The sequence below is a fragment of the Pseudoalteromonas sp. NC201 genome (assembly GCF_002850255.1).
GTDB lineage: Bacteria > Pseudomonadota > Gammaproteobacteria > Enterobacterales > Alteromonadaceae > Pseudoalteromonas.
Window position 1 is genome coordinate 249,963 of the sequence record NZ_CP022522.1, and the last position, 24,351, is coordinate 274,313.

General features: G+C 44.9%; 23 protein-coding genes. 19 read left to right on the top strand and 4 right to left on the bottom strand.

The annotated features are described in order from the left end of the window. Positions 1–284 precede the first annotated feature (284 nt). Both PNC201_RS01025 and PNC201_RS01030 read left to right on the top strand, forming a co-directional pair. Positions 285–1,301 carry a TAXI family TRAP transporter solute-binding subunit gene (locus PNC201_RS01025; protein WP_102055892.1) on the top strand — a complete coding sequence of 339 codons (1,017 nt, stop codon included), beginning with the start codon at positions 285–287 and terminating at the stop codon, positions 1,299–1,301. Positions 1,302–1,337: 36 nt separating this feature from the next. Continuing rightward, positions 1,338–3,422 carry a TRAP transporter permease gene (locus PNC201_RS01030; RefSeq protein ID WP_102055893.1) on the top strand — a complete coding sequence of 695 codons (2,085 nt, stop codon included), beginning with the start codon at positions 1,338–1,340 and terminating at the stop codon, positions 3,420–3,422. Positions 3,423–3,471: 49 nt separating this feature from the next. Here PNC201_RS01030 and plsB read toward each other — a convergent pair whose 3' ends face one another. Beyond that, positions 3,472–5,898 (bottom strand): glycerol-3-phosphate 1-O-acyltransferase PlsB, encoded by a 2,427-nt coding sequence (plsB, locus tag PNC201_RS01035; RefSeq protein WP_102055894.1) that lies wholly within the window; start codon positions 5,896–5,898, stop codon positions 3,472–3,474. Between the two features lie 469 nt (positions 5,899–6,367). Here plsB and rpsJ point away from each other — a divergent pair, with 469 nt between their 5' ends. The 13 genes from rpsJ to PNC201_RS01100 all read left to right on the top strand — a co-directional run bounded on the left by rpsJ (position 6,368) and on the right by PNC201_RS01100 (position 13,934). Beyond that, entirely contained in the window at positions 6,368–6,679 is a 312-nt protein-coding gene (gene rpsJ, locus PNC201_RS01040) for a 30S ribosomal protein S10 (protein WP_010376390.1), read from the top strand. Positions 6,680–6,706: 27 nt separating this feature from the next. Then, the gene (gene rplC, locus PNC201_RS01045) at positions 6,707–7,342 is read left to right on the top strand and encodes a 50S ribosomal protein L3 (protein WP_010376387.1); all 636 of its coding nucleotides are present in this window, start codon (positions 6,707–6,709) and stop codon (positions 7,340–7,342) included. 17 nt (positions 7,343–7,359) lie between these two features. Continuing rightward, positions 7,360–7,962, top strand: a complete 603-nt coding sequence (gene rplD, locus PNC201_RS01050; protein ID WP_088529602.1) for a 50S ribosomal protein L4 — start codon at positions 7,360–7,362, stop codon at positions 7,960–7,962. Continuing rightward, complete coding sequence (rplW, locus tag PNC201_RS01055) at positions 7,959–8,261, top strand: 50S ribosomal protein L23 (protein WP_095728987.1); 303 nt, start codon at positions 7,959–7,961, stop codon at positions 8,259–8,261. The genes rplD and rplW overlap by 4 nt, the downstream gene beginning before the upstream one ends. A 17-nt stretch (positions 8,262–8,278) precedes the next feature. Beyond that, on the top strand, positions 8,279–9,103 hold the full coding sequence (gene rplB / locus PNC201_RS01060; protein WP_010607737.1) for a 50S ribosomal protein L2: 825 nt from the start codon (positions 8,279–8,281) through the stop codon (positions 9,101–9,103). A gap of 16 nt (positions 9,104–9,119) precedes the next feature. Beyond that, on the top strand, positions 9,120–9,398 hold the full coding sequence (gene rpsS / locus PNC201_RS01065; RefSeq protein WP_010376377.1) for a 30S ribosomal protein S19: 279 nt from the start codon (positions 9,120–9,122) through the stop codon (positions 9,396–9,398). Between the two features lie 12 nt (positions 9,399–9,410). Continuing rightward, complete coding sequence (rplV, locus tag PNC201_RS01070; protein WP_010376375.1) at positions 9,411–9,743, top strand: 50S ribosomal protein L22; 333 nt, start codon at positions 9,411–9,413, stop codon at positions 9,741–9,743. Positions 9,744–9,755: 12 nt separating this feature from the next. Further along, positions 9,756–10,457, top strand: a complete 702-nt coding sequence (rpsC, locus tag PNC201_RS01075; protein ID WP_010376374.1) for a 30S ribosomal protein S3 — start codon at positions 9,756–9,758, stop codon at positions 10,455–10,457. Between the two features lie 13 nt (positions 10,458–10,470). Beyond that, positions 10,471–10,884: a 50S ribosomal protein L16 gene (rplP, locus tag PNC201_RS01080; protein ID WP_095728988.1), complete on the top strand. Its 414-nt coding sequence runs from the start codon at positions 10,471–10,473 to the stop codon at positions 10,882–10,884. Beyond that, complete coding sequence (rpmC, locus tag PNC201_RS01085) at positions 10,884–11,075, top strand: 50S ribosomal protein L29 (RefSeq protein WP_058031280.1); 192 nt, start codon at positions 10,884–10,886, stop codon at positions 11,073–11,075. The genes rplP and rpmC overlap by 1 nt, the downstream gene beginning before the upstream one ends. After that, on the top strand, positions 11,075–11,332 hold the full coding sequence (rpsQ, locus tag PNC201_RS01090) for a 30S ribosomal protein S17 (RefSeq protein WP_023398452.1): 258 nt from the start codon (positions 11,075–11,077) through the stop codon (positions 11,330–11,332). The genes rpmC and rpsQ (PNC201_RS01090) overlap by 1 nt, the downstream gene beginning before the upstream one ends. 111 nt (positions 11,333–11,443) lie before the next feature. Beyond that, positions 11,444–11,620: a 30S ribosomal protein S17 gene (gene rpsQ / locus PNC201_RS01095; protein ID WP_233525239.1), complete on the top strand. Its 177-nt coding sequence runs from the start codon at positions 11,444–11,446 to the stop codon at positions 11,618–11,620. Between the two features lie 361 nt (positions 11,621–11,981). Continuing rightward, positions 11,982–13,934 (top strand): methyl-accepting chemotaxis protein, encoded by a 1,953-nt coding sequence (locus PNC201_RS01100; RefSeq protein ID WP_233525198.1) that lies wholly within the window; start codon positions 11,982–11,984, stop codon positions 13,932–13,934. A gap of 6 nt (positions 13,935–13,940) precedes the next feature. Here PNC201_RS01100 and PNC201_RS23215 read toward each other — a convergent pair whose 3' ends face one another. Further along, positions 13,941–14,153, bottom strand: a complete 213-nt coding sequence (locus tag PNC201_RS23215; RefSeq protein ID WP_158299091.1) for a hypothetical protein — start codon at positions 14,151–14,153, stop codon at positions 13,941–13,943. 166 nt (positions 14,154–14,319) lie between these two features. Between PNC201_RS23215 and PNC201_RS01105 the strand changes: the two genes are divergently transcribed. Further along, a complete protein-coding gene (locus PNC201_RS01105) occupies positions 14,320–17,778 on the top strand; it encodes a PAS domain-containing hybrid sensor histidine kinase/response regulator (RefSeq protein WP_102055897.1) in 3,459 nt (1,152 codons plus the stop codon). 4 nt (positions 17,779–17,782) lie between these two features. On the opposite strand, the gene PNC201_RS01110 is transcribed toward PNC201_RS01105, so the two are convergent. Beyond that, the gene (locus PNC201_RS01110; protein ID WP_102055898.1) at positions 17,783–18,448 is read right to left on the bottom strand and encodes a response regulator transcription factor; all 666 of its coding nucleotides are present in this window, start codon (positions 18,446–18,448) and stop codon (positions 17,783–17,785) included. A 97-nt stretch (positions 18,449–18,545) separates the two neighbouring features. Further along, positions 18,546–20,828: a TonB-dependent receptor gene (locus PNC201_RS01115; RefSeq protein ID WP_102055899.1), complete on the bottom strand. Its 2,283-nt coding sequence runs from the start codon at positions 20,826–20,828 to the stop codon at positions 18,546–18,548. 248 nt (positions 20,829–21,076) lie between these two features. Between PNC201_RS01115 and PNC201_RS01120 the strand changes: the two genes are divergently transcribed. The 3 genes from PNC201_RS01120 to PNC201_RS01130 are packed head-to-tail and all read left to right on the top strand — an operon-like array spanning position 21,077 to position 24,344. Continuing rightward, positions 21,077–22,381 (top strand): GntP family permease, encoded by a 1,305-nt coding sequence (locus PNC201_RS01120; RefSeq protein ID WP_102055900.1) that lies wholly within the window; start codon positions 21,077–21,079, stop codon positions 22,379–22,381. 15 nt (positions 22,382–22,396) lie between these two features. Continuing rightward, entirely contained in the window at positions 22,397–23,575 is a 1,179-nt protein-coding gene (locus tag PNC201_RS01125) for an E22 family MetX-like putative esterase (protein ID WP_102055901.1), read from the top strand. A 13-nt stretch (positions 23,576–23,588) separates the two neighbouring features. Then, positions 23,589–24,344, top strand: a complete 756-nt coding sequence (locus PNC201_RS01130) for a 3-hydroxybutyrate dehydrogenase (protein WP_102055902.1) — start codon at positions 23,589–23,591, stop codon at positions 24,342–24,344. Positions 24,345–24,351 lie beyond the last annotated feature (7 nt).

A 24,351-nucleotide genomic window follows, 5' to 3' on the forward strand; every position in this document is an offset into this window, starting at 1 on the left:
GAAATACAGACTTTTTAATGCCTCGTAGCAGCGATTTTATATCGCGACCTGCGAACAGGGTCATTCTCCTATAAAAGCATCATTTCTGTCATTGTGATGTTTATAACGAACAACTCGATAATGTTCTTATATTTGCTTTCGATAGCTTAAAATCCATATTCTCACCATTTAATCTCCCTATTCTATATGCTGATATCCTGCCACCAGTCACGTAAAAATTTGGTTAATTGCGTAAAGGTGTGCACAATAAGCCCATATAAAACCTAAAATTAGGGAGTGTAAAGATGTTAGGTCTTTCGGCTCGTACAATTTCTGCTGTGCTCAGTATCACAATGTCACTATGTACTTTTGCAAGCTTTGCTAATGTAGATAAAGACAGATCCTATATTTTGGCAACAGCCTCATCTGGTGGCACTTTTTACCCAGTAGGCGTCGCGATTGCGACACTAACTAAGCTAAAAGTCACGCCGCAGCACGGTATGAGCGTGTCGGCCATTACCTCTGCTGGTTCTGGTGATAACCTCAAACTCATGCGTAATAAAGAAGCTGAACTGGCTATTCTACAGGGTCTTTACGGTGCGTGGGCGACACAGGGGACGGGGGCAATGGCATCCGTTGGCAAACAAGATTATCTGCGTTCTGTGACTATGCTGTGGCAAAACGTAGAGCACTTTGTCATTGCTAAGAAGTATGCCAAAACGGGCAACGTCTCAGATTTGAAAAACCTATATTCACAAGGGTTTGGCATTGGTAAGCGTAACTCTGGAACGGAAGGTTCTGGGAAGCACATCATGGCTGCACTGGGCGTTGATAGTGACAAATTCACTTTGGTGCATAAAGGTTACGCGGGCTCTTCTAGCGCCCTACAAAATGGTCAGATTGCGGGAATGAATATTCCAGCAGGAGTACCTGTCAGCGCTATTACAAGTGCTTATGCAGCCGATGCCAATGGTATCGCGGTGCTGGATTTTACTGATGAGCAGCTAAATAAAGTCAACACTGAGGTAGAGCTATGGTCACGCTTCGAGATCCCAGCTAACACTTACCCCGGCCAAACTAACGCAATCAAAACGATTGCCCAGCCAAACTTTCTTGCTGCACATAAAGACATGAGTGAGGAAGATGTATATCTGCTCACCAAGGCAATTTATGAAAATTTAGTCTTTCTTCAAACCATCCATAAAGCGACTAAAGCCATGGCGATAGAAAAGGCACTCATGGGACTGCCTGCAAAACTACATCCCGGTGCGCTGAAGTATTATAAAGAAATAGGTATTGCCGTACCTGCTCATCTGCAGTAGCGCCGTCAACTAAGTAAAACGGGATAGTATCTATCAATGAGTAATAGTAGCAATGAGCAAAGCACATTAGTAGCACCAACAGCAGCTCGTGAGCGGATCGCTTTTTATTTAGCGATACTCACGAGTCTGTTGCACCTCTATTTTAATTTGGTCGCCACTTGGCCGGATAACTATATTTCAGCCATTCACTTCATGCTATTTGGTAGCATTATCTTGCTCACCTTGCCACTTAGAGTTGGCAAATTAGCAGTGCTTTCTAGCGTTATTGATATCGGGCTGTTTATCGGTTTAATCGTGAGCTGTGGCTATCTTGTTCTGTACAGTGATGCGCTGGCTGCGCGTAATTATGAATTTGCTGCGGCTGACTGGATAGCATCTTCCACCGCTGTACTCCTCGCGCTTGAGTTGGTCCGGCGCTGTATGGGCTGGTTTATCCCGATGATGATCCTACTGGCGATGAGTTATGTACTGTTTTTGGGACAGTATATTGATGGCGTGTTTCATTTCGCTGGTTTAAGTGCAGAAACTATTTTGTTTCGCAATTACTTTGATGACGGCTTGTTTGGACCTATTGCTAAAATTTCTTGGACGTTTGTTTTTATGTTTATCTTGTTTGGCGCATTTCTAGTCCAAGCAGGAACTGGGGATTTTATCATTCGCTTTGCCAATGCGCTTGTTGGTCGCATGGTTGGCGGACAAGGGCTTGTTGCTGTCGTGAGCTCGGGTATGATGGGCTCCGTATCGGGCTCTGCTATCGCGAATACAGCGGCGACTGGGGTGATCAGCATTCCATTAATGAAGAAAGCTGGCTTTCCTGCAAAGTTTGCGGCAGCAGTTGAAGCGGGAGCATCGACGGGAGGTCAGCTGATCCCGCCGATTATGGGGGCTGGTGTATTTGTGATGGCCTCCTATACTCAAATTCCTTATCTTACGATAATTGCGGCGGCCTTTGTTCCCGCACTGCTTTATTTCGCATCTATCGCCATCTTTGTACGTATTCAAGCTACACGTTTGAATATCCAGCCAGCATTAGAGTCAGGGCAATTGAGTGCTTGGCAAGAGCTGAAGTCCGGTTGGCATCATTTATTACCTATCGTGTTGCTCGTAACATTGATGATTTATGGCTTTACGCCAACTTATGCAGTCAGCATTGCGACGCTCAGTGTGTGTCTGTTTTCTTTGTTTTCACCTGCGCCGATGAGGTGGTCAAAGATTTTGGCTGCGCTTGCAAATGCAACTGAAAACAGCGCCAAGACAGCAATATTATTGGTGGCCATTGGCATGCTGGTTAATTGTATTTCGATCAGCTCATTAGGGGTTACTTTTTCTCTAATGATAAATGAATGGGCGGGAGCAAGCTTGATACTGTTGTTGGTATTGATTGCACTGGCCTCGTTAATTATCGGTATGGGACTGCCCGTGACGGCATCATATATTGTGTTGGCAACGCTTTCTGCACCGGCTTTGTATGGCTTGATCAGCCAGTCTGCACTGGTAGAGATCATAGTAAATGGTCAACTCAATGACACTGCGACGATGATGATGAGTATGATGGCGCCAGCACTAGGTGAGATATACAACCAGCCAAATATTACCACGGCTCAAGTGTTTACTATTTTGGCAAGCTTGCCGCCAGAGGCTATTGATATTATTCGCAGTAGCCAATTTGATACCACGCATTTAGCCATGATGTTACTCTCTGCCCATATGATTATTTTTTGGTTATCGCAAGATAGCAATGTGACACCGCCAGTATGTTTGGTCGCTTTTACCGCTGCGGGAATTGCCAAAACACCGCCGATGGCAACAGGTATAGAAGCATGGAAAACGGCCAAAGCATTATACATCGTTCCTTTACTGTTTGCTTATACGCCGTTTATTGGAGGGAGTAACTTTGAGATCATGCAGGTTTTTTTCACCGCGCTTATAGGGATGTACGCTTTGGTAGCAGCGATATACGGTTATGCAGAGGCGAAGCTCAATAAGCCAATTAGGATGGTGCTAGCGCTTTTAGGTATCGCTTTAGTTTGGCCGCATCAAATGATCTCTGTAGATATAGCGGCGGCACTATGTGTTATTGCTGTTGTTATAAAGCAAGTAGTAGATAATCGTCTAACTTAAGCTTTGCTATGCACCATAAAGTAGGCCCCTAAATTGGGGCCTTATGATATTAGACGATATGCTGAATAGACTGATGTATTCGAGCAGGTAGCAGGGTTTTTAAGTACTGCTCTAAAGTATGTAGTGATTCTGTGCCGCGAATGCCCACGGCTTCATCTTGTTCTATAAAGCCTTGCTCTTTTAGACTAGTAACAAACGCACTGAGCACTTTTTTATCAAAAAACTCTGGGCTTTTGATACCGTGTAAAGTTCCTAGTCGGTCGGCAAGAAGTGCACTTTCTTTTTCAAGCTCGCTACGACTTAATCCTTGATGACGCTTAACGAGGTTAATCGTGATTGCATAGCGTTCAAGCGTTAAGTGGATCACTTTACCTAGCATTTCTAATTGTGCCAATGCGCTACCATCTTTGTTAACTGAGGCAAGGTGACCATCAAAGGTAATCAGATCCTTAGCCGCAAAGTATTCAAAAATGGACTCTATATATCCTGTCTTAAGGTCTGTTAAGAACCACTCTTTTGCAAACAAGGGATACAACAGCGCTACCTCTTTGCGGCACTCATCAACTGTCAAGCTGTAGCGATTGAAGAGCTGCTGAGCGATTAAGCTTGGTACGGCAAACAGGTGCAGAATATTGTTACGGTAATAATTAAGCAGAGCGCGTTCTTTTTCCTTAACACTAATGATGCTGCCAAAACTGTCTTCAATAATATCGAACTTATCAAGCTTAAGCGCATGATCGAGTAGGCCCTCAGGACTCGAATCTGGCACCGTCGCATTGTCGTGATAAGGTGCATGTCTGTGTAGTCCAAGATACAAATCGAGCTGTTGTAGCAGTTGTGATTTAGGCAATGCAAATTGCTCGTTACTCAGCAAAATTGTCGCAAGCAAATTAACTGAGTTCAGTGCTGCTGAGTTATTTATCTCAGTCATGATGACATCAGCGAGATCGGCAACTTGCTTGTTCAGCCAAGCTGGCTTTTGAGTTTCGGTGGGGTGGATAGAATCACGCCAATCTGGTTGATGTTCATTTAAAAATTGGTTGACTGATATCGGATCGCCAAAATTTAAATACCCTCTACCATAGTTTTTAAGGTTCTTAATCGCCTTAAAAATACCAAAGATAGACTCATTTTTCTTACTGTTGCCAGCCAGCTCTTTGAGGTAGGTGTTGATCTCCATAACATGTTCGTAGCCGAGATAAACGGGCACTAATGATATAGGTCTATCAATGCCGCGAAGCATAGATTGCAGTGTCATTGCCAGCATCCCCGTTTTTGGTGGTAGTAGACGACCTGTACGACTGCGGCCGCCTTCGGTATAAAACTTAACGGAATACCCTTTGATAAATAACTGACTTAAATATTCCTTGAATACCGCGGAATAGAGTTTGTTGCCCGAAAAAGAGCGGCGAATAAAGAAGGCACCACTACGACGGAAAATCGGGCCCGCAGGGAAAAAGTTGAGATTAACGCCAGCTGCGATATGCGGTGGTACTAAACCCTGATGGTAAATCACATAAGTTAGAAGCAAGTAATCCATATGGCTACGATGACATGGCACGTAAATGATCTCGTGTCCTTTGTCCGCAAGTGCTTGTACTTTGTCTGAGTTATTAACTTCAATACCATTATAAAGCTTGTTCCACAGCCAAGTGAGGGCCCTGTCAGCTACGCGCACCATGGCGTCTGAATAGTTTGCGGCTATTTCGTCTAATAATCTAAGTGCTTGTAATCTCGCTTCTTCCTGACTTAGACCTTTTGCCTTTGCTTCTTCTGCAATGGCCTTTTTAATGCTTTGCGACGCTAAGATAGAATTAAATAGCTGCTCACGTGATGGTAATTTGGGGCCGGTAGCAGCCAACTTTTGACGACGGAAGTGCACGCGTGCAACGCGCAGCAGCTTATGTGGCAGCTCCTCAACGTCTGCTTTATCGTTTAACAATTGGTTGAGTTCAATCGGGCGGGAAAATCGAACAAAGTTATCCCTGCCTGAAAACAAGATCACAAAGCATTTGCGTAGCCAGCTCGGTGTTAATGAGTTGGATAATAAGGTTCCCACACCAGGCTTTTCTTTACCTGGATTACGACCCCACAATATAGTGACTGGAATAACTTGCGCATCGGTATTGTCGTTATCTTTTAAGGCTTCAAAAATCGCTTTGCTATGTTCAAGCGCATCACTTGGTTTATGACTATTACCAAAGACACTTGGCGGAGTCTGGATCCCAACAAAACGATTGAGCTCTTTATTGCCAATTCGCGCTTTTTGAGACGGCCTTGGTAAACCAAGCTTTTTACACATAACGTCTAGCGCGACCATGTCTGATACCGAGTCGAGTCTCGCTACATAAAATGTGGGAATGCTGGGATCTAGCTCGTAATCCTCAATGGGATGCTCTGGCAATACTTTACTTTTAACAAAAAGCCAGTTGCTACAGCGAGCGATGGTTGTTAGCAAATAAGAAAAAATCTGCATGGGAATACCGAACAATTATCATTAACCATAGAATACCAAGATTTAACTGGACTGACCATTTTCAAAGGTGTCATCCATGTTTTCCTGCCGCAATATATCTATGGAAGATTAACAGAAGCAAATGCTTGAGTAGAGTGAATTTTGCTCTAAGTGCTTTTTGTGAGTGAAATATTGTGTATGTTCAATGCGCTTTATCTGCGCGACAGCGCCTACGGATCCGAGCGATAAAATTACTTTGTATTAGTTGTTGCATTTATCACCAATATCACTATAATATGCAGACTTTCTTGACCATAGTGTCTAGGAAAGTAAATGAAAGGTCTGGATTTCAGGCCCTATGAACAGGAACTCCAATTGTGAGTTCAACGGTAGAAATAAATTAACAACCGACTTCTCAGGAATAATTGAGTTAGTCTCGGTCGTTTTTTTATGCTCTTTTTAAATGCTCTTTTTATTTTGAGGTTTAAGAATGTCAAATCAACGCATTCGTATTCGCCTAAAAGCTTTTGACCACCGTTTGATTGACCAATCAACGGCGGAAATCGTGGAAACAGCGAAGCGCACTGGTGCACAGGTTCGTGGTCCAATCCCACTACCTACGCGCAAAGAACGTTTCACAGTATTGATCTCTCCGCACGTAAACAAAGACGCGCGTGATCAGTATGAAATCCGCACCCACAAACGTCTGATCGACATCGTAGAACCAACTGACAAGACTGTAGACGCTCTAATGCGCCTAGACCTTGCTGCTGGTGTTGATGTTCAAATCAGCCTGGGTTAATCGGAAGATTAGAGAGGTTTTAGGAAAATGGCATTAGGTCTAGTCGGTCGTAAAGTGGGTATGACACGTATCTTCACTGAAGATGGTGTATCTATCCCTGTGACAGTTATCGAAGCGACTCCTAACCGTGTTACGCAGATCAAATCTGACGCAACTGACGGTTATAACGCGCTTCAAGTTACTGCAGGCGAGAAAAAAGCAAGCCGTGTAAACAAACCAGCAGCGGGTCACTTCGCTAAAGCTGGCGTTGAAGCGGGTCGCGGCCTGTGGGAATTCCGTCTTAACGGCGGTGAAGGTGAATTTGAAGTAGGTTCAGAGCTAACTGTTGAACTTTTCACAGAAGTGAAAAAAGTAGACGTTACTGGTACTTCAAAAGGTAAAGGTTTCCAAGGTGGTGTTAAGCGCTGGAACTTCAGCATGCAAGACGCAACTCACGGTAACTCTCTATCTCACCGTGCTCCTGGTTCAATCGGTCAAAACCAGTCTCCTGGTAAAGTTTTCAAAGGTAAGAAAATGGCCGGTCAAATGGGTAATGTTCGTTCAACGACACAGAACCTTGAACTAGTACGTGTTGACGCAGAGCGTAACTTGCTTTTAGTTAAAGGTGCAGTACCTGGCGCTATCGGCGGTGACGTTATCGTTAAACCAGCTGTTAAAGCATAAGTCCTGGAGATTTAGTGATGGAATTAGCAATTAAAGGCGCTGGCGCGCTTGAAGTTTCCGAAGCTACTTTTGGACGTGAGTTTAACGAAGCATTAGTACACCAAGTAGTTGTTGCTTATGCAGCAGGTGCTCGTCAAGGTACTAAAGCTCAACTGACACGTTCTGAAGTACGCGGTGGTGGTAAGAAACCATTCCGCCAAAAAGGTACTGGCCGTGCACGTGCTGGTACAATCCGCAGCCCAATCTGGCGCAGCGGTGGTGTGAGCTTTGCAGCTAAGCCGCAAGATCACAGCCAAAAAGTTAACCGTAAAATGTATCGCGGTGCGATCAAGAGCATTCTTTCTGAGCTTGTTCGTCAAGATCGTCTAGTAGTTGTTGAAAACTTTGGTCTAGAAGCACCAAAGACTAAAGAACTAGTAGCTAAGCTTAAAGAACTTGAGCTTAAAGACGTACTAATCGTGACTGAAGAAGTAGATGAGAATCTATTCCTTTCTGCACGTAACCTGTACAAGGTTGACACGCGTGACGTAGCTGGCATCGACCCAGTAAGCCTAATCGCTTTCGATAAGGTTCTGATTACTGCTGCTGCTGTTAAGCAACTTGAGGAGGCGCTAGCATGATCCGTGAAGAACGTCTTTTAAAAGTAATCCTTGCTCCACACATCTCTGAGAAGAGCACTGTATCTGCTGAAGAAAACAACACTATCGTTTTCAAAGTAGCTAAAGATGCAAACAAAGCAGAAATCAAAGCTGCTATTGAAAAGCTTTTCGAAGTAGAAGTAACTGGTGTTCGCACTCTAAATGTTAAGGGTAAGACAAAGCGTACTGGTATGCGTTTTGGCCGTCGTAGCGATTGGAAAAAAGCATACGTTACTCTTAAAGAAGGTAGCGAGCTAGACTTTGTCGGCGGCGCCGAGTAATAAGGGGAGTTAGAATTATGGCACTTCAAAAGTGTAAACCAACTTCTGCGGGTCGTCGTCACGTCGTTAAAGTGGTTAACCCTGATCTACACAAGGGTAAGCCTTACGCTCCGCTATTAGAGAAAAACTCTAAATCAGGTGGTCGTAACAACAACGGTCGTATCACGGTTCGTCACATCGGTGGTGGTCATAAGCAGCACTACCGTGTAATCGACTTTACACGCACAAAAGATGGCATTCCAGCTAAAGTTGAGCGTCTAGAGTACGATCCAAACCGTAGCGCAAACATCGCTCTTGTATTATATGCAGACGGTGAGCGTCGTTACATTATTGCACCTAAGGGTCTTAAAGCAGGTGATGCAATCCAATCTGGTGTTGATGCACCAATCAAGGTTGGTAACACACTACCTATGCGTAATATCCCTGTAGGTTCTACTGTACACAACGTTGAACTTAAACCTGGCAAAGGTGCACAAATTGCACGTTCTGCTGGTGCTTACGTACAGATCCTTGCTCGTGAAGGTCAATACGTAACACTACGTCTTCGCTCTGGCGAAGTTCGTAAGGTTGAGTCTGATTGTCGTGCGACTCTTGGCGAAGTAGGTAACGCAGAACACATGCTACGTTCACTAGGTAAAGCTGGTGCAAATCGTTGGCGTGGTATCCGTCCTACAGTTCGTGGTGTTGCCATGAACCCGATTGACCACCCACACGGTGGTGGTGAAGGTCGTACTTCTGGTGGTCGTCACCCTGTATCTCCATGGGGCGTACCTACTAAAGGTTACAAGACTCGTAAGAACAAGCGTACTGATAAGTTTATCGTACGTCGTCGTACTAAATAATAGTTGAGGAATTGCCATGCCACGTTCTCTCAAGAAAGGTCCATTTATTGACCTACACTTGCTGAAGAAGGTAGAGAAAGCGTTGGAAAGCGGTGACAAGAAGCCAATTAAAACTTGGAGCCGTCGTTCAATGATCATACCTAACATGATCGGATTGACCATCGCTGTCCATAATGGTCGTCAGCACGTTCCTGTGTTCATCACAGACGAAATGATCGGTCACAAACTGGGTGAATTTGCACCTACACGTACTTACCGCGGTCACGCTGCGGATAAGAAAGCTAAGAAGCGTTAATCGGAGGGTATGATGGAAGCATTAGCTAAACACAAATTCGCCTCTGGTTCGGCGCAGAAAGCACGTCTAGTGGCAGATCAGATCCGTGGACTTCCGGTTGATCGCGCGCTAGAAATCCTGGCGTACAGCCCGAAGAAAGCGGCTGTATTAGTTAAGAAAGTACTTGAGTCTGCTATCGCGAACGCGGAGCACAACGAAGGTGCTGACATTGATGAGCTTAAAGTGGCTAAAGTATTTGTAGACGAAGGTCCTACAATGAAACGTATTATGCCACGTGCTAAAGGACGCGCAGACCGCATCCTTAAGCGTACAAGCCACATCACTGTTGTGGTATCGGATAGCTAGGAGATATAAGTAATGGGACAAAAAGTTCATCCTACTGGTATTCGCCTAGGTATCTCAAAGCCTTGGGTATCTACTTGGTACGCGAATACAAAAGATTTCTCTGAACAGCTTTTTGGCGATCACAAAGTACGTCAATACCTTACTAAGGAATTGAAAAGTGCTTCTGTAGCTAAGATCGTTATCGAGCGTCCAGCTAAATCAATCCGTGTAACAATTCACACAGCTCGTCCTGGTGTTGTTATCGGTAAAAAAGGTGAAGATGTTGAAAAGCTTCGCCAAGCTGTAACTAAGCTTGCTGGTGTACCTGCGCAAATCAACATCGCAGAAGTACGCAAGCCAGAGCTAGATGCACAATTAGTTGCTGACGGTATTTCTTCTCAGCTAGAGCGTCGTGTTATGTTCCGTCGTGCTATGAAGCGCGCAGTACAGAACGCAATGCGTCTAGGTGCTAAGGGTATCAAAGTTGAAGTAAGCGGCCGTCTAGGCGGTGCTGAAATCGCACGTTCTGAGTGGTACCGTGAAGGTCGTGTACCTCTACACACTCTACGTGCTGATATCGACTACGCAACTTCAGAAGCTTTGACCACTTACGGTATCATCGGTGTTAAGGTTTGGATCTTCAAAGGCGAAGTAATTGGTGGTCTTCCACTAGTTCAAGAGCAAGAGAAGCCAGCTAAACGTGCGCCGAAGAAAGCTAAAAAAAGTGCTAAGTAAGAGGTAGCGACTAATGTTACAGCCAAAACGTACAAAATTCCGTAAGGTACACAAAGGCCGCAACCGTGGTCTGGCTACCAGCGGTAACAAAGTTAGCTTCGGTTCTTTCGGCTTGAAAGCGACTGGCCGTGGCCGTATGACTGCTCGTCAAATCGAAGCAGCTCGTCGTGCTATGACACGTCACGTCAAGCGTCAAGGTAAAATCTGGATCCGTGTATTCCCAGATAAGCCAATTACAGAAAAACCGCTTGAAGTTCGTATGGGTAAAGGTAAAGGTTCTGTTGAATACTGGGTTGCTGAAATTCAGCCTGGTAAAGTTCTTTACGAAATGGAAGGTGTTTCTGAAGAGCTTGCTCGTGAAGCATTTAACCTTGCTTCTCGTAAACTACCATTCAAGACAACTTTCGTAACTCGGACGGTAATGTAATGAAAGCTAGCGAATTAAAAGACAAAAGCGTAGAAGAGCTAAATGCTGAACTTCTAGAGCTACTTCGTGAGCAGTTTAATCTGCGCATGCAAGCGAGCACTGGTCAGCTAGCTCAAACTCACGAACTGAGAAAAGTACGTCGCAACATTGCGCGTGTTAAAACGGTTATTAACCAGAAGGCAGGTGCATAATGAGCGATAAGATCCGTACTCTTCAAGGTCGTGTAGTAAGCGATAAAATGGACAAATCAATCGTTGTTGCTATCGAGCGTCAGGTTAAACACCCGATCTACGGTAAGTTCATCAAGCGTACAACTAAGTTGCACGCACACGATGAAAACAACACGGCACTAGCAGGTGACGTCGTGACTATTCGCGAATGTGCGCCAATCTCTAAGAAAAAATCTTGGACGCTAGTTGACGTGATTGAACGTCCTAAGAAAGCTTAATTTTAGTTTTTAACTAAATTAGACTTTTGATAAAGCCCCAGCATCAGCTGGGGCTTTTGCGTTTCTGGATAGCTCTTATAAGCAGCTATCGAACATCAGGTTAAACACCCGATCTACGGTACTCTTTATAGAAAGAAAGCATCAAGCGTACAACTAAGTTGCACGCACACGATGAAAACAACACAGCTACTCACAGGTGACGTCGTGACTATTCGCGAATGTGCGCCAATCTCTAAGAAAAAATCTTGGACGCTAGTTGACGTGATTGAACGTCCTAAGAAAGCTTAATTTTAGTTTTTAACTAAATTAGACTTTTATAAAGCCCCGGCATCTGCTGGGGCTTTTGCGTTTATGGATGTATGTTTGAGCGCAACGAAGATGGTTGGTTATTACCTCTATATACTTATTTGTTCCAGAGTAGATAGTTTTATCGCAGTGCTGGACGTAATACGCCGCTCCTTATTCAACAAGCCAATCATAAATATGGAGCATTAAAGGTCGTTACTTTACTTTGTTCGATTTTTAATCGGTACATTTCTTTACTAAATCAAAAAACACGACAATGATTATTGTATTAAATACAAGCTAATAGTTTTGGCATCTATGAATGCTGATAGGCTTATCTATAAATACAATGTCAGGTGCTTTTATGCTTTCTAAGTTAAGGTTAAGCCAACAATTATCTACTTCATTTGGAGTAATGATTGTACTTATGGTTGCACTCTCTAGCGTCGCTTATGTTGGATTGAATGGCGGTTATAGTAATTTTGTTGAGTATCGCTCTTTGGCAAGGGCTAGCAATCTAGCAAGTACATTAGAAGCGAATTTGCTCTCGCTTAGGATCAATGTGCTGAATTATTTGAAGCAGCAATCAAAAGACGATATTGAACAATTTGAACAGAAGGTAAGGCTTTTACATGATGAACTAGCGGAAGCCAAGGAGGCCCTTAGTCAAAAAGAAAGCAAGCAGCTTATTGAAAAAAGTGAAACAGCTTTGGTTACATATGAAACTGCTTTTAGGGAGATTATGGCACTTTATGGTCGTAGAAATACTGTGGTTCATGACGGGCTGGATAAAATAGGCCCTCAAATGCGCAAGAATATTTCGCAATTAATAGAATCTAGCATTGATATGAGTGACTTTGAAGGACTTGCCGCTGCTACACATATGCAGGAAAAGCTGCTGCTAGGAAGACTTTTCGTAACGAAATTCTTAGTGAGTAACCAGTTAAATGACTACAACAGAGCCATGGATGAACTAAAGCAAGAGAAGATGTTTCTAACTCAGTCTAAGTCTAGGTTTATGAATGAAAATGCAAAAAATTTACTGCTTGATATAGAACAATCAGGAGAACGCTACTTAGATGGAGTGAGAGAAGTACAAGATATTATCACAGAGAGAAATCGACTGATTACCGAAGTACTAAATATTAATGGTCAAAATATCGCAGAGCATTTGGCACGTGTGAAAGAATCGATCAAGGAAAGACAGGATGAATTAGGTCCCATAGCTCAAAGTGAGAGTAGGAAGACAGTAACAGTTATTATTGCAGTATCTGTTGTGGTAATTTTGTTAGGCTGCTTTTTAAGTTGGTATATCACACGACTAATCAAAGCCCCTATTGGTGGGGAGCCAAAAGAAATCGCAGAAGTGGCATCAAGGATAGCCAGTGGCGACCTCACAATACAATTTGACAGGGGGGAATCGGTCAGCGGTATTTATTTGGCAATGCGTGATATGGCTGACAAACTAAAAGCCATCATTGCAGAAATTCAAAGCTCCACACATGCATTGTCTTCCTCGTCAGAAACACTTAGTGCTATCACTGCCCAGTCTAAACAAGGGGCGGATAACCAAATGGAGCAACTCAGTCATAGTGCAGTTTCGATGAATGAAATGGCTGCCACGATTGCTGAGATAACCCAAAGTGCCCAGCTCGCAGCAGATGCTGCGACTGATGCGGATTCTCAATCTAATTCAGGTGTTCAAGTTGTCGTTGCAACACAGCAAGCAATGGAAGGCCTAGTTGGTAAAATAGAAAATGTTAGCAAAACCATTGAGAATCTTGAACAAGAAACAGAATCGGTTGGTTCTATTTTGGATGTTATCAGGGGTATCGCGGAGCAAACTAATTTGTTGGCGCTCAACGCAGCGATTGAAGCCGCAAGAGCAGGCGAACAAGGGCGAGGCTTTGCCGTAGTGGCTGACGAGGTGAGAAGCCTTGCGAGTCGCACCCAGAAGAGTACAGACGAAATTCAAGAGATGATCTCTAAATTGCAAAATGAAGCGAAGCGCTCCGTTGGCATGATGCGAGATAACGTTAAAGATGCTAAAGATACAGCAGACAAATCGGCGAAAACGGATGAAGTGTTACAAGCTATTTCTTCATCTGTGAGCACAATTAAAGATATGAATCTACAAATTGCCAGTGCTTCTGAGGAGCAAAACACGGTTACACAGCAGCTTTCGCAAAGTGTGACAGAAATCAGTGAAACTGCACAAGAGACTGCTACGGGAGCCGAGCGCGCGTCAGATGAAGCATTATCGCTGCTGTCTTTATCCCGCACACTCGATAAGTCGGTGAGCAGTTTTAGATTATAAGTACTGTTAGCAAATTCGGCTATAGTCTGGCTGACACATTAACGCCGGCAAGGTTTGGCAAGCTATATCAGAACCACACGTCCTTTCTCTAATCGATGTGGTTGCTGGAGTTGGCCATGAACCCGTTCCACCATTTATCCGTGGAGTATGTTGAGGAGATAACTGCGTGTTAATGTCTGATAGGTTCTTAAGACGTTTTTTGTTTAACTTAAATTGCATTGTCAATTTCCTTTTCTGTTAACGTTAGGTAAATATTTTTGTTTTAAAAGTAATCATTAGTCAATTGCAAAAAATTCATAGGTCCGGAGGGGATAGCACTAAAGTGTGCTGTTTTTTTACAGTACAGCCGTTATGCTAGAGCAAACAATAAAAAATCATCACAGTTATGTTTTCTATCGGGCTGATCAGTCTTATTGCGCTGCTTTATTTAGCGCTTTTATTTACCATTGCATGGGGCGCAGATAGGGCGAGTACTAAATTTAGATCTTATCGTGCCAAGCAAGTTACCTATGCCTTGTCACTAGGGGTGTATTGCACCTCTTGGGCGTTTTTTGGTACTACCGCGCAAGCGGCAAATAATGGCTGGTGGCTTGCCCCAACTTATGTTGGCACGATTTTACTGTTTATATTTGGTTGGCAAGTCTACACACGAATTGCCGAAATATGCCGCCAGCAGCAGCTCACTTCCATGGCGGACTTTATTGCCACTCGTTACGGTAATTCTTCTAGTTTGTCTGGACTCATTTCTCTGATCTCTGTCATTGCGGTTGTGCCCTATATTGCACTTCAGCTTAATGCCACCAGCGCCAGTATCGGTATGCTAACAAGCGACACTCAGCGGGTGAGTGTCGCGTTTTGGCAGGATAGTACTTTTTACATCACCTTGCTGTTAGCCCTGTTTGCTATTTTGTTTGGCACACGTAGGCTGAGACCGAGTGAGCATAACCCAGGGTTGATGACTGCCATCGCCTTTGAGTCATTAGTTAAGTTGCTGGCGTTTATTACTGTCGGTGTTTATGTCTGTTTTGTGCTCTTTGAATCGCCCACTCACTTATTTAACCAGGCAGCGCAGCAGGGAATTACCAAGCAAATAGAGGCATCGGCTAGCCCAACCTATGTTTATTTAGTTCATGTTCTTTTAGGGGTATTAGCAACGCTGTGTTTGCCGAGGCAGTTTCATACCTCTTTTATTGAATATGATGAACAAAATCAATTTAAGACCGCACGCTGGTTGTTTCCCGTTTATTTGTTGCTGATTAATTTATTTATTTTGCCGATCGCCTATGCCGGGCTGGTGTATTTTAATGGTCAAGATGTTGGTTACGATACGTTTGTGCTTGCCCTACCACTGGGATCTGATGCACCTTTAGTCGCTTTGACAGCCTTTTTAGGTGGGTTCTCTGCGGCGACGAGTATGGTGATAGTCTCAGCCATCGTGCTATCTATTATGATCACCAATGACTTTATCAATCAATTTTTGTTGCGCCGCTCGCAGTTAAATTCGAGCCATCGGGGTTTATCTAAGTTTAATCTGCTCAATGCTCGACGGGTGGTTATTGTTGGCATTTTATTACTGAGTTATGCCAGTCATCGCGTGCTTGCTGAGGGCAACACGTTGGCCAATATGGGACTGATGTCATTTGCCTTGGTTGCGCAGTTTGCGCCCGCGATGGTGGTTGGTTTATGGTGGCGTGGGGCTTCATGCTTAGGTGCGCAATTGGGGATCGTGACGGGTTTTGCTATTTGGTTTTACACGCTATTGTTACCGAGCCTCATTAGTGGCTTTAACTTCGAAAGTCACTGGTTGAGTGCGGGGCCTTTGAATATCACATGGTTAGCACCTTTAGACTTTTTGGGTCTGGGGTTAGACAGTACGAGCCAGTCCGTCCTGATTTCTTTAAGTGCAAATTTGTTGGTTTATTTGCTGGTGCCGTTTATTTCATCCGCTCGTCTTGCTGAGCGCTTACAAAGCAATAAATTTGTAATGCCGTCCAAATCTGCACAGTCCGCTAACACGGTCTTGAGTTTCCAGGATTTGGCAACATTACTGCAGCGCTTTAGCGAGCAAGCGCGTGCGCAGCAGCTTGTTGAGCTTCATTTTCCTAAAGAGCCTGCAAACTGGAAACTGCCAGCGCCATTGCAAGTGGAAAATATGATCGAACGGGAGATGTCGACGCTCGTTGGCGGGGCATCTGCGAAACTGATTTTAGATGTCGCCAAAGATGAAAAGCGCCAGCCTTTAGAGCAAGTTGCAGAATTTGTAGATGAAGCGTCACAGGTGCTACGTTTTAATCGCGACTTACTGCAGTCGACGATAGAAAACGTCAGTCAGGGGATAAGTGTAGTAGATAGTCAACTGCAATTGGTCGCTTGGAACCAGCGCTACGCAGAAATGTTTAACTATCCAGACAATGCGCTGTTTATCGGTCGTCCTGTGGCTGAGCTTATTCGTTACAATGCGCAGCGCGGACTGTTTGGTGATGCTGATGTCGAGCAGCAAGTAGAGAAGCGTCTATCACATTTACGACGAGGCAATGCGTATCGCTACCGCCGCGAGCATCACGATGGTCGAGTGTTTGAAATGCAAGGTAACCCATTGCCTGGAGGTGGATTTGTAACGACCTATACGGATATCACTGAGTTTGTAAAACAACAATCCTTACTAGAGCAAGTTAATGTGAACCTAGAAGAAACAGTCGCGGCAAGGACTAAAGAGTTGATAGATGCCAACCGAGCTTTATCTTCTGCTAAGCGCCAAGCAGAGCATGCAACGGAGAGTAAAACCCGCTTTTTCGCCGCAGCGAGTCATGATCTGTTACAGCCATTTAACGCAGCGAGCCTGTTTTGTTCATTGATGAGTGAAAAGGCCCAAGGGACCGACTTAGCTGAGCTTTCGCAAAGCATCAAAAGTTCATTGGCAAGTGCTGAAGAACTGTTGTCGAGCATTCTTGAGCTCACAAAGTTAGAGGCTGGGGCGTTTAAGGTTAATCGCTCGCGCTTTGCATTGTCGTCACTGCTGGAACCATTGGAAAATGAATATGGGGCGGTTGCGAAAGACAAAGGATTAGCGTTTGCAGTGCAGGTTTGTGATGTCATGCTCTACACCGATAAAGCACTGCTAAAAAGGGTATTGGGAAACTTACTGAGTAACGCTATCCGTTACACTGAGTCTGGTACGGTAAGACTTATTGCTGAATGTCAGGGGGAGAGTGTTTCTATCATTGTTGAAGACACAGGCGTGGGCATTGCAAAGCAAGATCAGGACGCCATATTTCAAGAGTTCAAACAGCTTCACAGTAAAGAGCTAGCGCAGGGGTTAGGACTTGGACTTGCGATCAGCAAACGAATTTGCGAAGTGTTGGAAATTCCCATCACCCTTGGCTCACAACTTAATAAAGGCACACAATTTACCTTAACACTGCCAAGTTTTGGAATGCAGACGGATCAAAAGACCGAAGTAACCGCTGACAAACCCAGCGGTGATACACAATTATCGGGGCTATCTATTTGGTTGCTAGATAATGATGCCAACGCACTTAATGCATTATCTCAAGTATTATTAAGTTGGGGGTGTCAAGTAGCTGTGGCGCGAGATGAAGCAGAGCTTAGTGCGCTGCAAGCAACGAGTCGTGCAGATATGCTGATCGCGGATTATCAGCTTGATCATGGTGTCACGGGACTTGAGGTGATAGCAGCGCTTAAGCTTGATGATATGCCAATCATTATTAACACGGCTAACCACGACGAGGCTATTCGCGAGCGAGTGAGTGATGCAGGGATCCCATTACTCTATAAACCACTTAAAACGCCAGCCCTAAAGCGCATGATTAAGCGACTAATCTAGTTGTTTATGTGCTCGCTTCATCGTCGAGATGCACATCCGTAGCCAGCTGATTAAAGAGGATCCCAGCTTGGGTGCGGTTATACACATTGAGCTTTTTTAAAATAGCTGAAACATGCTGTTTGATGGTGGTCTCTTGAATCGACATTGCATACGCAATCTGCTTATTCAAAAGGCCGTCGGCAATCATGGTTAATACTCGATATTGCTGGGGAGTTAGCTTTTCTAAATTACGCGCAAATTGCGCTTGTTCGCTGTCATTTTCAGGCGCGATATCCACGATCTCGGGTAACCAAGTTTCTCCTTCAATAACGAGCTTGATGGCATCACTGATCACCTCTAGTGAGGAAGACTTGGGAATATAAGCGCTTGCCCCGAGGGCAATGCATTGGCTAATAATGGCTGCCGATTCGTTGGCTGAAACCATGATCACTAATATGTCTGGATACTGATTTCTTAACCGGGCAAGACCTTCGAGACCTTTCGCGCCAGGAATAGATAAGTCCAAAAATACTAGCTCTGTTTCAGGATGCGCGAGCAACATCTCGAATAAGCTGTCTAAGGTACTGGCTTCTTTGATAGGGTCATGACCAATCGCTTGTGCAGCGGCTTGTTTGAGTGCGCTGCGAAATAATGGGTGGTCATCAGCGATAATTGCTTGCACCTGAGGCATCCTTAACTAACTCCTAGTATCCGTTGTTATAGGGTATTTCCAAAACTACATCAAGTGATTGAGATAGCGAGGCTCCCTTGCAGCCTCGCTTTCGGTGCTAAAAACGATAACCCACGGTAAGCGAAACGGTTCTTGGGTCGCCAAAGTAGCCTATCAAAGTATTATCACCACCAAGCCCCGGCGTGTACTTACTCACATTACTCGGATCGCTCGGGTCTGGTGTCACGAACTGATAGCCTCCTATCATATATTCTTCATCGGTCAGGTTTTTCCCATGAAGACCAACACGCCAATTGCCGTCTGTGCTATACCAATTAATACTCAGGTTGACTAAACCATAGCTATCCTGCGTCAGTAGGCTATCTTCCTCAAATAAGACATAATCACCACGATGGTAGTAGCTGGCATTGAATACCCAATCGCCAATATCACTGTAGAGTTTGTATGTCGCCCCAAGGTTAAAAGTTAAATCAGGGGTGTTAGAAATACTAAAGCGGTCTGATTTGTCAAATGTCGCGCCTGTGTCTGGGTTAGTGTCGAGTACCTCTTCGAAGTCGCTGTCTATATATCCTATTGCGGCGTCAAAACTCAGCGCCTCTGTAGCGACATAGCTCAGCTCGGCTTCAATACCATTTGCTGTAGACTTACCAATGTTGCCAAGTCGTTGGTTTAGATCGGCAGAAGTTGCACCGGGCAATACGGAAATATATTGGCGGTCTTTGTGATCTAACGTGAATAGCGTGATATTGGCTCTTAGATTATCGTTCCACTCGCTTTTCATTCCGATTTCGAATGAATCTACGATTTCAGGGTCTGCAGCAGGCTCTGCGGTGCTGGCTCTGGGGTTGAAGGTGCCGGATTTAAATCCTTGAGCATAGCTGGCAAAGAACATAATATCGCGGTTGTATTGATATTCCACTCCCACTCTTGGTGTAAACCGTGACCAATCTTCTTCATCGTCAAGCACTGACGGTACGAGTTCACCAGCAGGGCGTGTATAACCTGGGATCCAATTTGATTCGGGATACACGACATCAAAGACCAAACCATTGCTGACTTGTGCCTCTTTGCTGTCTTTAGTATAACGAGCGCCCAATGTGAGCGACCACTGCTCTGCTAAATCAATGGTGCCTTGAATGTACGCGGCTTTACTATTTGAGTTGTTACAACCACTGACTTCTCGCGTAAGACCGGGAGCGCCCAAGCTTTGTCCTAACACTTCTAAAATTGCTTGGAATTGACCGCATGATTCGCCATCGTAATAATATAGACCTGAGACAAATTTATAGCCGCTACCTGCATGGCTTAGCTGTATCTCATGCGTGGTTTGCTCGTCATCATAAATGGCGGGTACATCAAAGATCCGTAATGGCGTATTATCAAAGTCGATATTGGTCGGGGAGTAACTATCTCGGCTAGCACCGATGTATTTTATTGTGGTGGCGTCAGAAAGATCCCAGCGAGCGGTCAAACTATATCCCTCAAGCTCGACTTTATTCCAGGTTGGCATACTGGTGTAAGAATCAAATACGCTGTCGGGCACAGGGGCGTCAGTCAGTAAGCTCGGCAACAAGCGATAACCTCCTTTAGAGTTGGAGTCATCGTCGGTTTTATCCCATGCTAAACGGAAGAACAAATCATCGCTTGGACGATATTCCAAGGTTAACCGTGCAGCTTGAATTTCTTTATTGTAGTTTTCCTTGTCTTGGCCGGGTAGCGTTGAAACCTTGAATTCACCAAAGCCATCTCGATTCAAAGTAGCAAAGCCATAACCTAAGTAGAGCATGTCTTCCACGAGCGGCAATTGACCTGTGATCTTAAGATCGCGTTGATTATAACTACCAACCGTCCCTTCCACGTTAAATGTCGCATCGCCAGACATTTCCTTAGTGACATATTTTATTGCGCCACCAATGGTGTTTTTGCCATATAGTGTTCCTTGCGGTCCACGTAGTACTTCGATCTGTTGTACATCAAGGAGGTCGAGTACAGCCCCTTGCGGCCTTGCCAAATAAATGTCATCGACGTAAATGCCGACACCAGGTTCATAACCCCACAATGGGTCTTGTTGCCCGACACCACGAATAAAGGCAGTGAGGGTGGAGTTAGTGCCACGGCTAGCTTGAAGCGTGGTATTGGGTGAAAACTGCTGGACTTCAGAGAGTACCGAAATGCCATTTTCGAGTAGATCGGTTTCACCGATAGAAGTCACTGCAACTGGAACGGTTTGAAGGTTTTCTACCGTCTTACGCGCCGTGACTTCGATGCGTTCTAGCTTGCCTTCTGATTGTGTTGCTTGTTCTGCTGCCGCTGGGCTGACTTGAGTTGCGAGTGTAATAGCCAACGCGATAGCTGAATATCTAGGTTGGTAAATGTTCATCCTGTGGTCCCTATTATTGTCATTTTGGGTGCTTGTTGTCACACCAAAGCATAGGGGAGTTGTAAAGTTTTTCTATTAGTACCTTAGTACTAATGCCTTGATACGCTAGGATTAACACGGGGTGTAGGGCTTCTATAACCTTAGTACTATGGTTTTTATTGTGCTTGCACGCCACACTGATATTCATCAACAGCATGCCCAACACATCAATTTATAACGGGCATTAATAACAATAAAAGGAAGCCCTTATGCTCAGTATGCTTGGACTGGCAGGGGGACTTGGCCTGCTTATTTGGCTAACTCTCCGTGGCGTAAACTTGTTTATCGCAGCTCCACTGTGCGCTTTATTGGTCGCATTAACGAGTGGCGTTGCGCTATTTCCCACAGAAGCTGTAGAAAGCAGCTTTCTTACACTCTATATGGATGGCTTTGCTGGCTTTTTGAGTGCTTGGTTTTTCATGTTCTTGCTTGGCTCTTTGTTCGGTAAGTTCATGGAAGACTGCGGTGCTGCCGACAGCGTGGCACGCTATATTGTCGACAAGTTAGGTATGAAACATGCGGTATTAGCGGTGGTGATTGCCTGTGCGGTACTAACGTATGGCGGTGTCAGCGTTTTTATTGTGGCTTTCTCTGTCTACCCTATGGCGCTCAGCTTATTTAAAGATGCCAATTTACCAAGGCGCTTTATTCCCGCAACTCTGGCCTTCGGCTCGGTCACCTTCACCATGACTTCGGCAGGCTCCCCTGAAATTCAAAACTGGATCCCAATAAAATATTTAGGCACTTCGCCTTATGCAGCTTGGGAAGTCAGTCTAGTGGTTGCCACGTTTATGGCTATTACGGGCTATTGGTGGTTGAAAAAGATGATAGCCAAAGCGGTGGCAAATGGTGAGCACTTTGAAGCGAAAGAAGACGACCCTGAAATCCATGAACGTAACTATCCTCATCCAATCACTGGCGTACTGCCTCTAATCGTGGTGTTGATTTTATCTTTTACACTTCATGATGTGCTGCAGCAAAGTGCACTCATTGTAGCTCTACTTGGCGGTGTACTCAGTATTGTCGCGATTAACTTTAAGCATTTTCATAACATGGGGGCCGCGATTAACTTAGGCACAACTGGGGCGCTAGTTGCTATCGGTAATACCAGTGCGGTAGTGGGTTTTGGTGCGGTAGCAAAAAACACCGAGGCATTTCAATTAGCGGTCGATATGATGACACAGATGCCCGGTAATGAGCTACTTGGCGCCGCTGTGGCGGTAAGTGTAATAGCCGGTTTAACTGGTTCGGCATCCGGTGGGCAAGCTATTGCGTTACCTTTAGTGGCACCGCACTACATTGATGCGGGTGTCAATCCAGAACAATTACATCGTGTTGTCGCTATTAGCTCAGGCGCTTTGGATACCTTACCGCACAATGGTTATGTGGTCACAACCATTCGCGCCATCTGTAAAGAAACACATCAACGAGCATACTGGTCCATGGCTGCGTTGACTGCGGTCGTGCCGCTGGTGGGCGTTGCCCTCGCATTAACCCTATTCATCTTATTTTAACGGAGAGATACAGCAATGAAGCGGATTTTCCTGTTACTTTTGTTCGTTGCCAGCAATATTGTCTATGGCAGTGAGACAAACAAACTTATGCTGGTTGAAAAGCGGGCATTTACACTTGCGCATTTTACTACGGAGTCTGGAGCCAGCATTCCTGAAGTTAAGGTCGGCTGGGAAAGCTATGGCAAATTAAATGCCGACAAAAGCAATGCAATTTTGATCACGCATTTCTTTTCTGGCACATCTCATGCTGCGGGTAAGTATCGAGAGTCTGACGTGTTGGCAGGTTACTGGGATGCTATTATCGGCCCGGGCAAAGCGATAGATACTAACAAGTACTTTGTAATAAGCGCAGATACTTTGGTCAATGCAAACTGGCATAGTAAAGATGTGATCACGACGGGCCCAGCGTCTATTAATCCGAAAACGGGCAAACCTTACGGCTTGGATTTTCCCGTGGTGACCATCGGTGATTTTGTTGAAGTGCAAAAGCAACTATTGGATAGCTTAGGTATCGACAAACTACATGCGGTGATGGGCGCGTCTATGGGGTCTTTCCAAGCGTTAGAATGGTCGGTGCGCTATCCCGAAAAAGTGTCACGTTTAATTCATGTGATTGGCGCGGCAAAGATGGATGCTTGGACCGTTGCAGCTTTAGAGAAATGGGCTTTACCTATTCGACTTGATCCAAATTGGCAGGGCGGGGACTACTACGACGGGGAAAGGCCGCTTGCTGGACTCACGGCCACGATGCTTAATATTACTCAAGATGCGATGCACCCCGCTATTTACAACGCCAGTTTTCCAGACTTTATTGTGCTTGATCCCAAAGCAAAACAAGATATTCGTCAGCTTCCTAAACTCAGCCAAACGCTAGCCACGCGCGCACGAGCGAGAGCTGAAACGCAAGATGCGAATTCAATCTTGTATTTAGTCCGCGCCTCGCAATTATACACCGCAGGCATGCAAGGTAATTTTGATAGTGCTATTGATAAAATCACAGCAAAGGTTTTGTTGATGCCTGCAAGCAAAGACTTGTTATTAAGGCCTGAGCCCATTCGTAAGCTAGCAGAAACCCTAAAAGCTAAGAATAAAGACGTGCAGATCACAGAGATAGAAGGCGTTTGGGGGCATTTAGACGGTATTTTTTCAATTCAATCACAGGCTGACACCATTGCTCAGTTCTTAGCAAAATAATCAAGGAGTGACGATGAAGACGGCGTTGATCACAGGGGCAGCAAGTGGCATTGGTCGCTATATCGCGATGGCCCTGAGCAAACAAGGTTACAGCTTATTGCTCGTAGATTTGAACTTAGCGCAAGCACAGACGGTAGCCGAGTCTATCGTCAGTGATGGAGGAAATGCACAAGCGTTTGCACTCAATATCGCTAATAAGCAAGACATCGCTGACTTTATCCGTCAGCACGATAACATTGATGTGCTTATCAATAACGCAGGCGTGCAACATGTTGAAGCACTAGAGCATTATCCAGAAGATAAATGGCAATTGCTGCAAGACGTGATGCTAACAGGCCCGGCCATGTTGTGTAAGGCGGTATTGCCGCATATGCGTAAAGGAGGCTTTGGTCGCATCGTCAATATTGGTTCTATCCATGCTCTAGTTGCTTCTAAATATAAGTCTGCTTATGTCGCTGCAAAACATGGGTTAATGGGATTTGGCAAAGTATTGGCGCTGGAAACCGCAGACTGCGATATCACCGTGAACACCATTTGCCCCGCTTATGTAAAAACCCCATTGGTAGAAGAGCAAATTACCGCGCAAGCGAAACAGCATGGGATCAGCGAAGATGAAGTGATAAACAATATCATGTTGGCGCCAATGCCGAAAAAGGCCTTTATAGGGTTGGATGAGATTGCTCATGCCGTCAATTTTTTACTCGCAAATGAGTCACGCAACATTACTGGTCAAGCCATAGTGCTGGACGGCGGCTGGACAGTGCAATAGGAGGAAT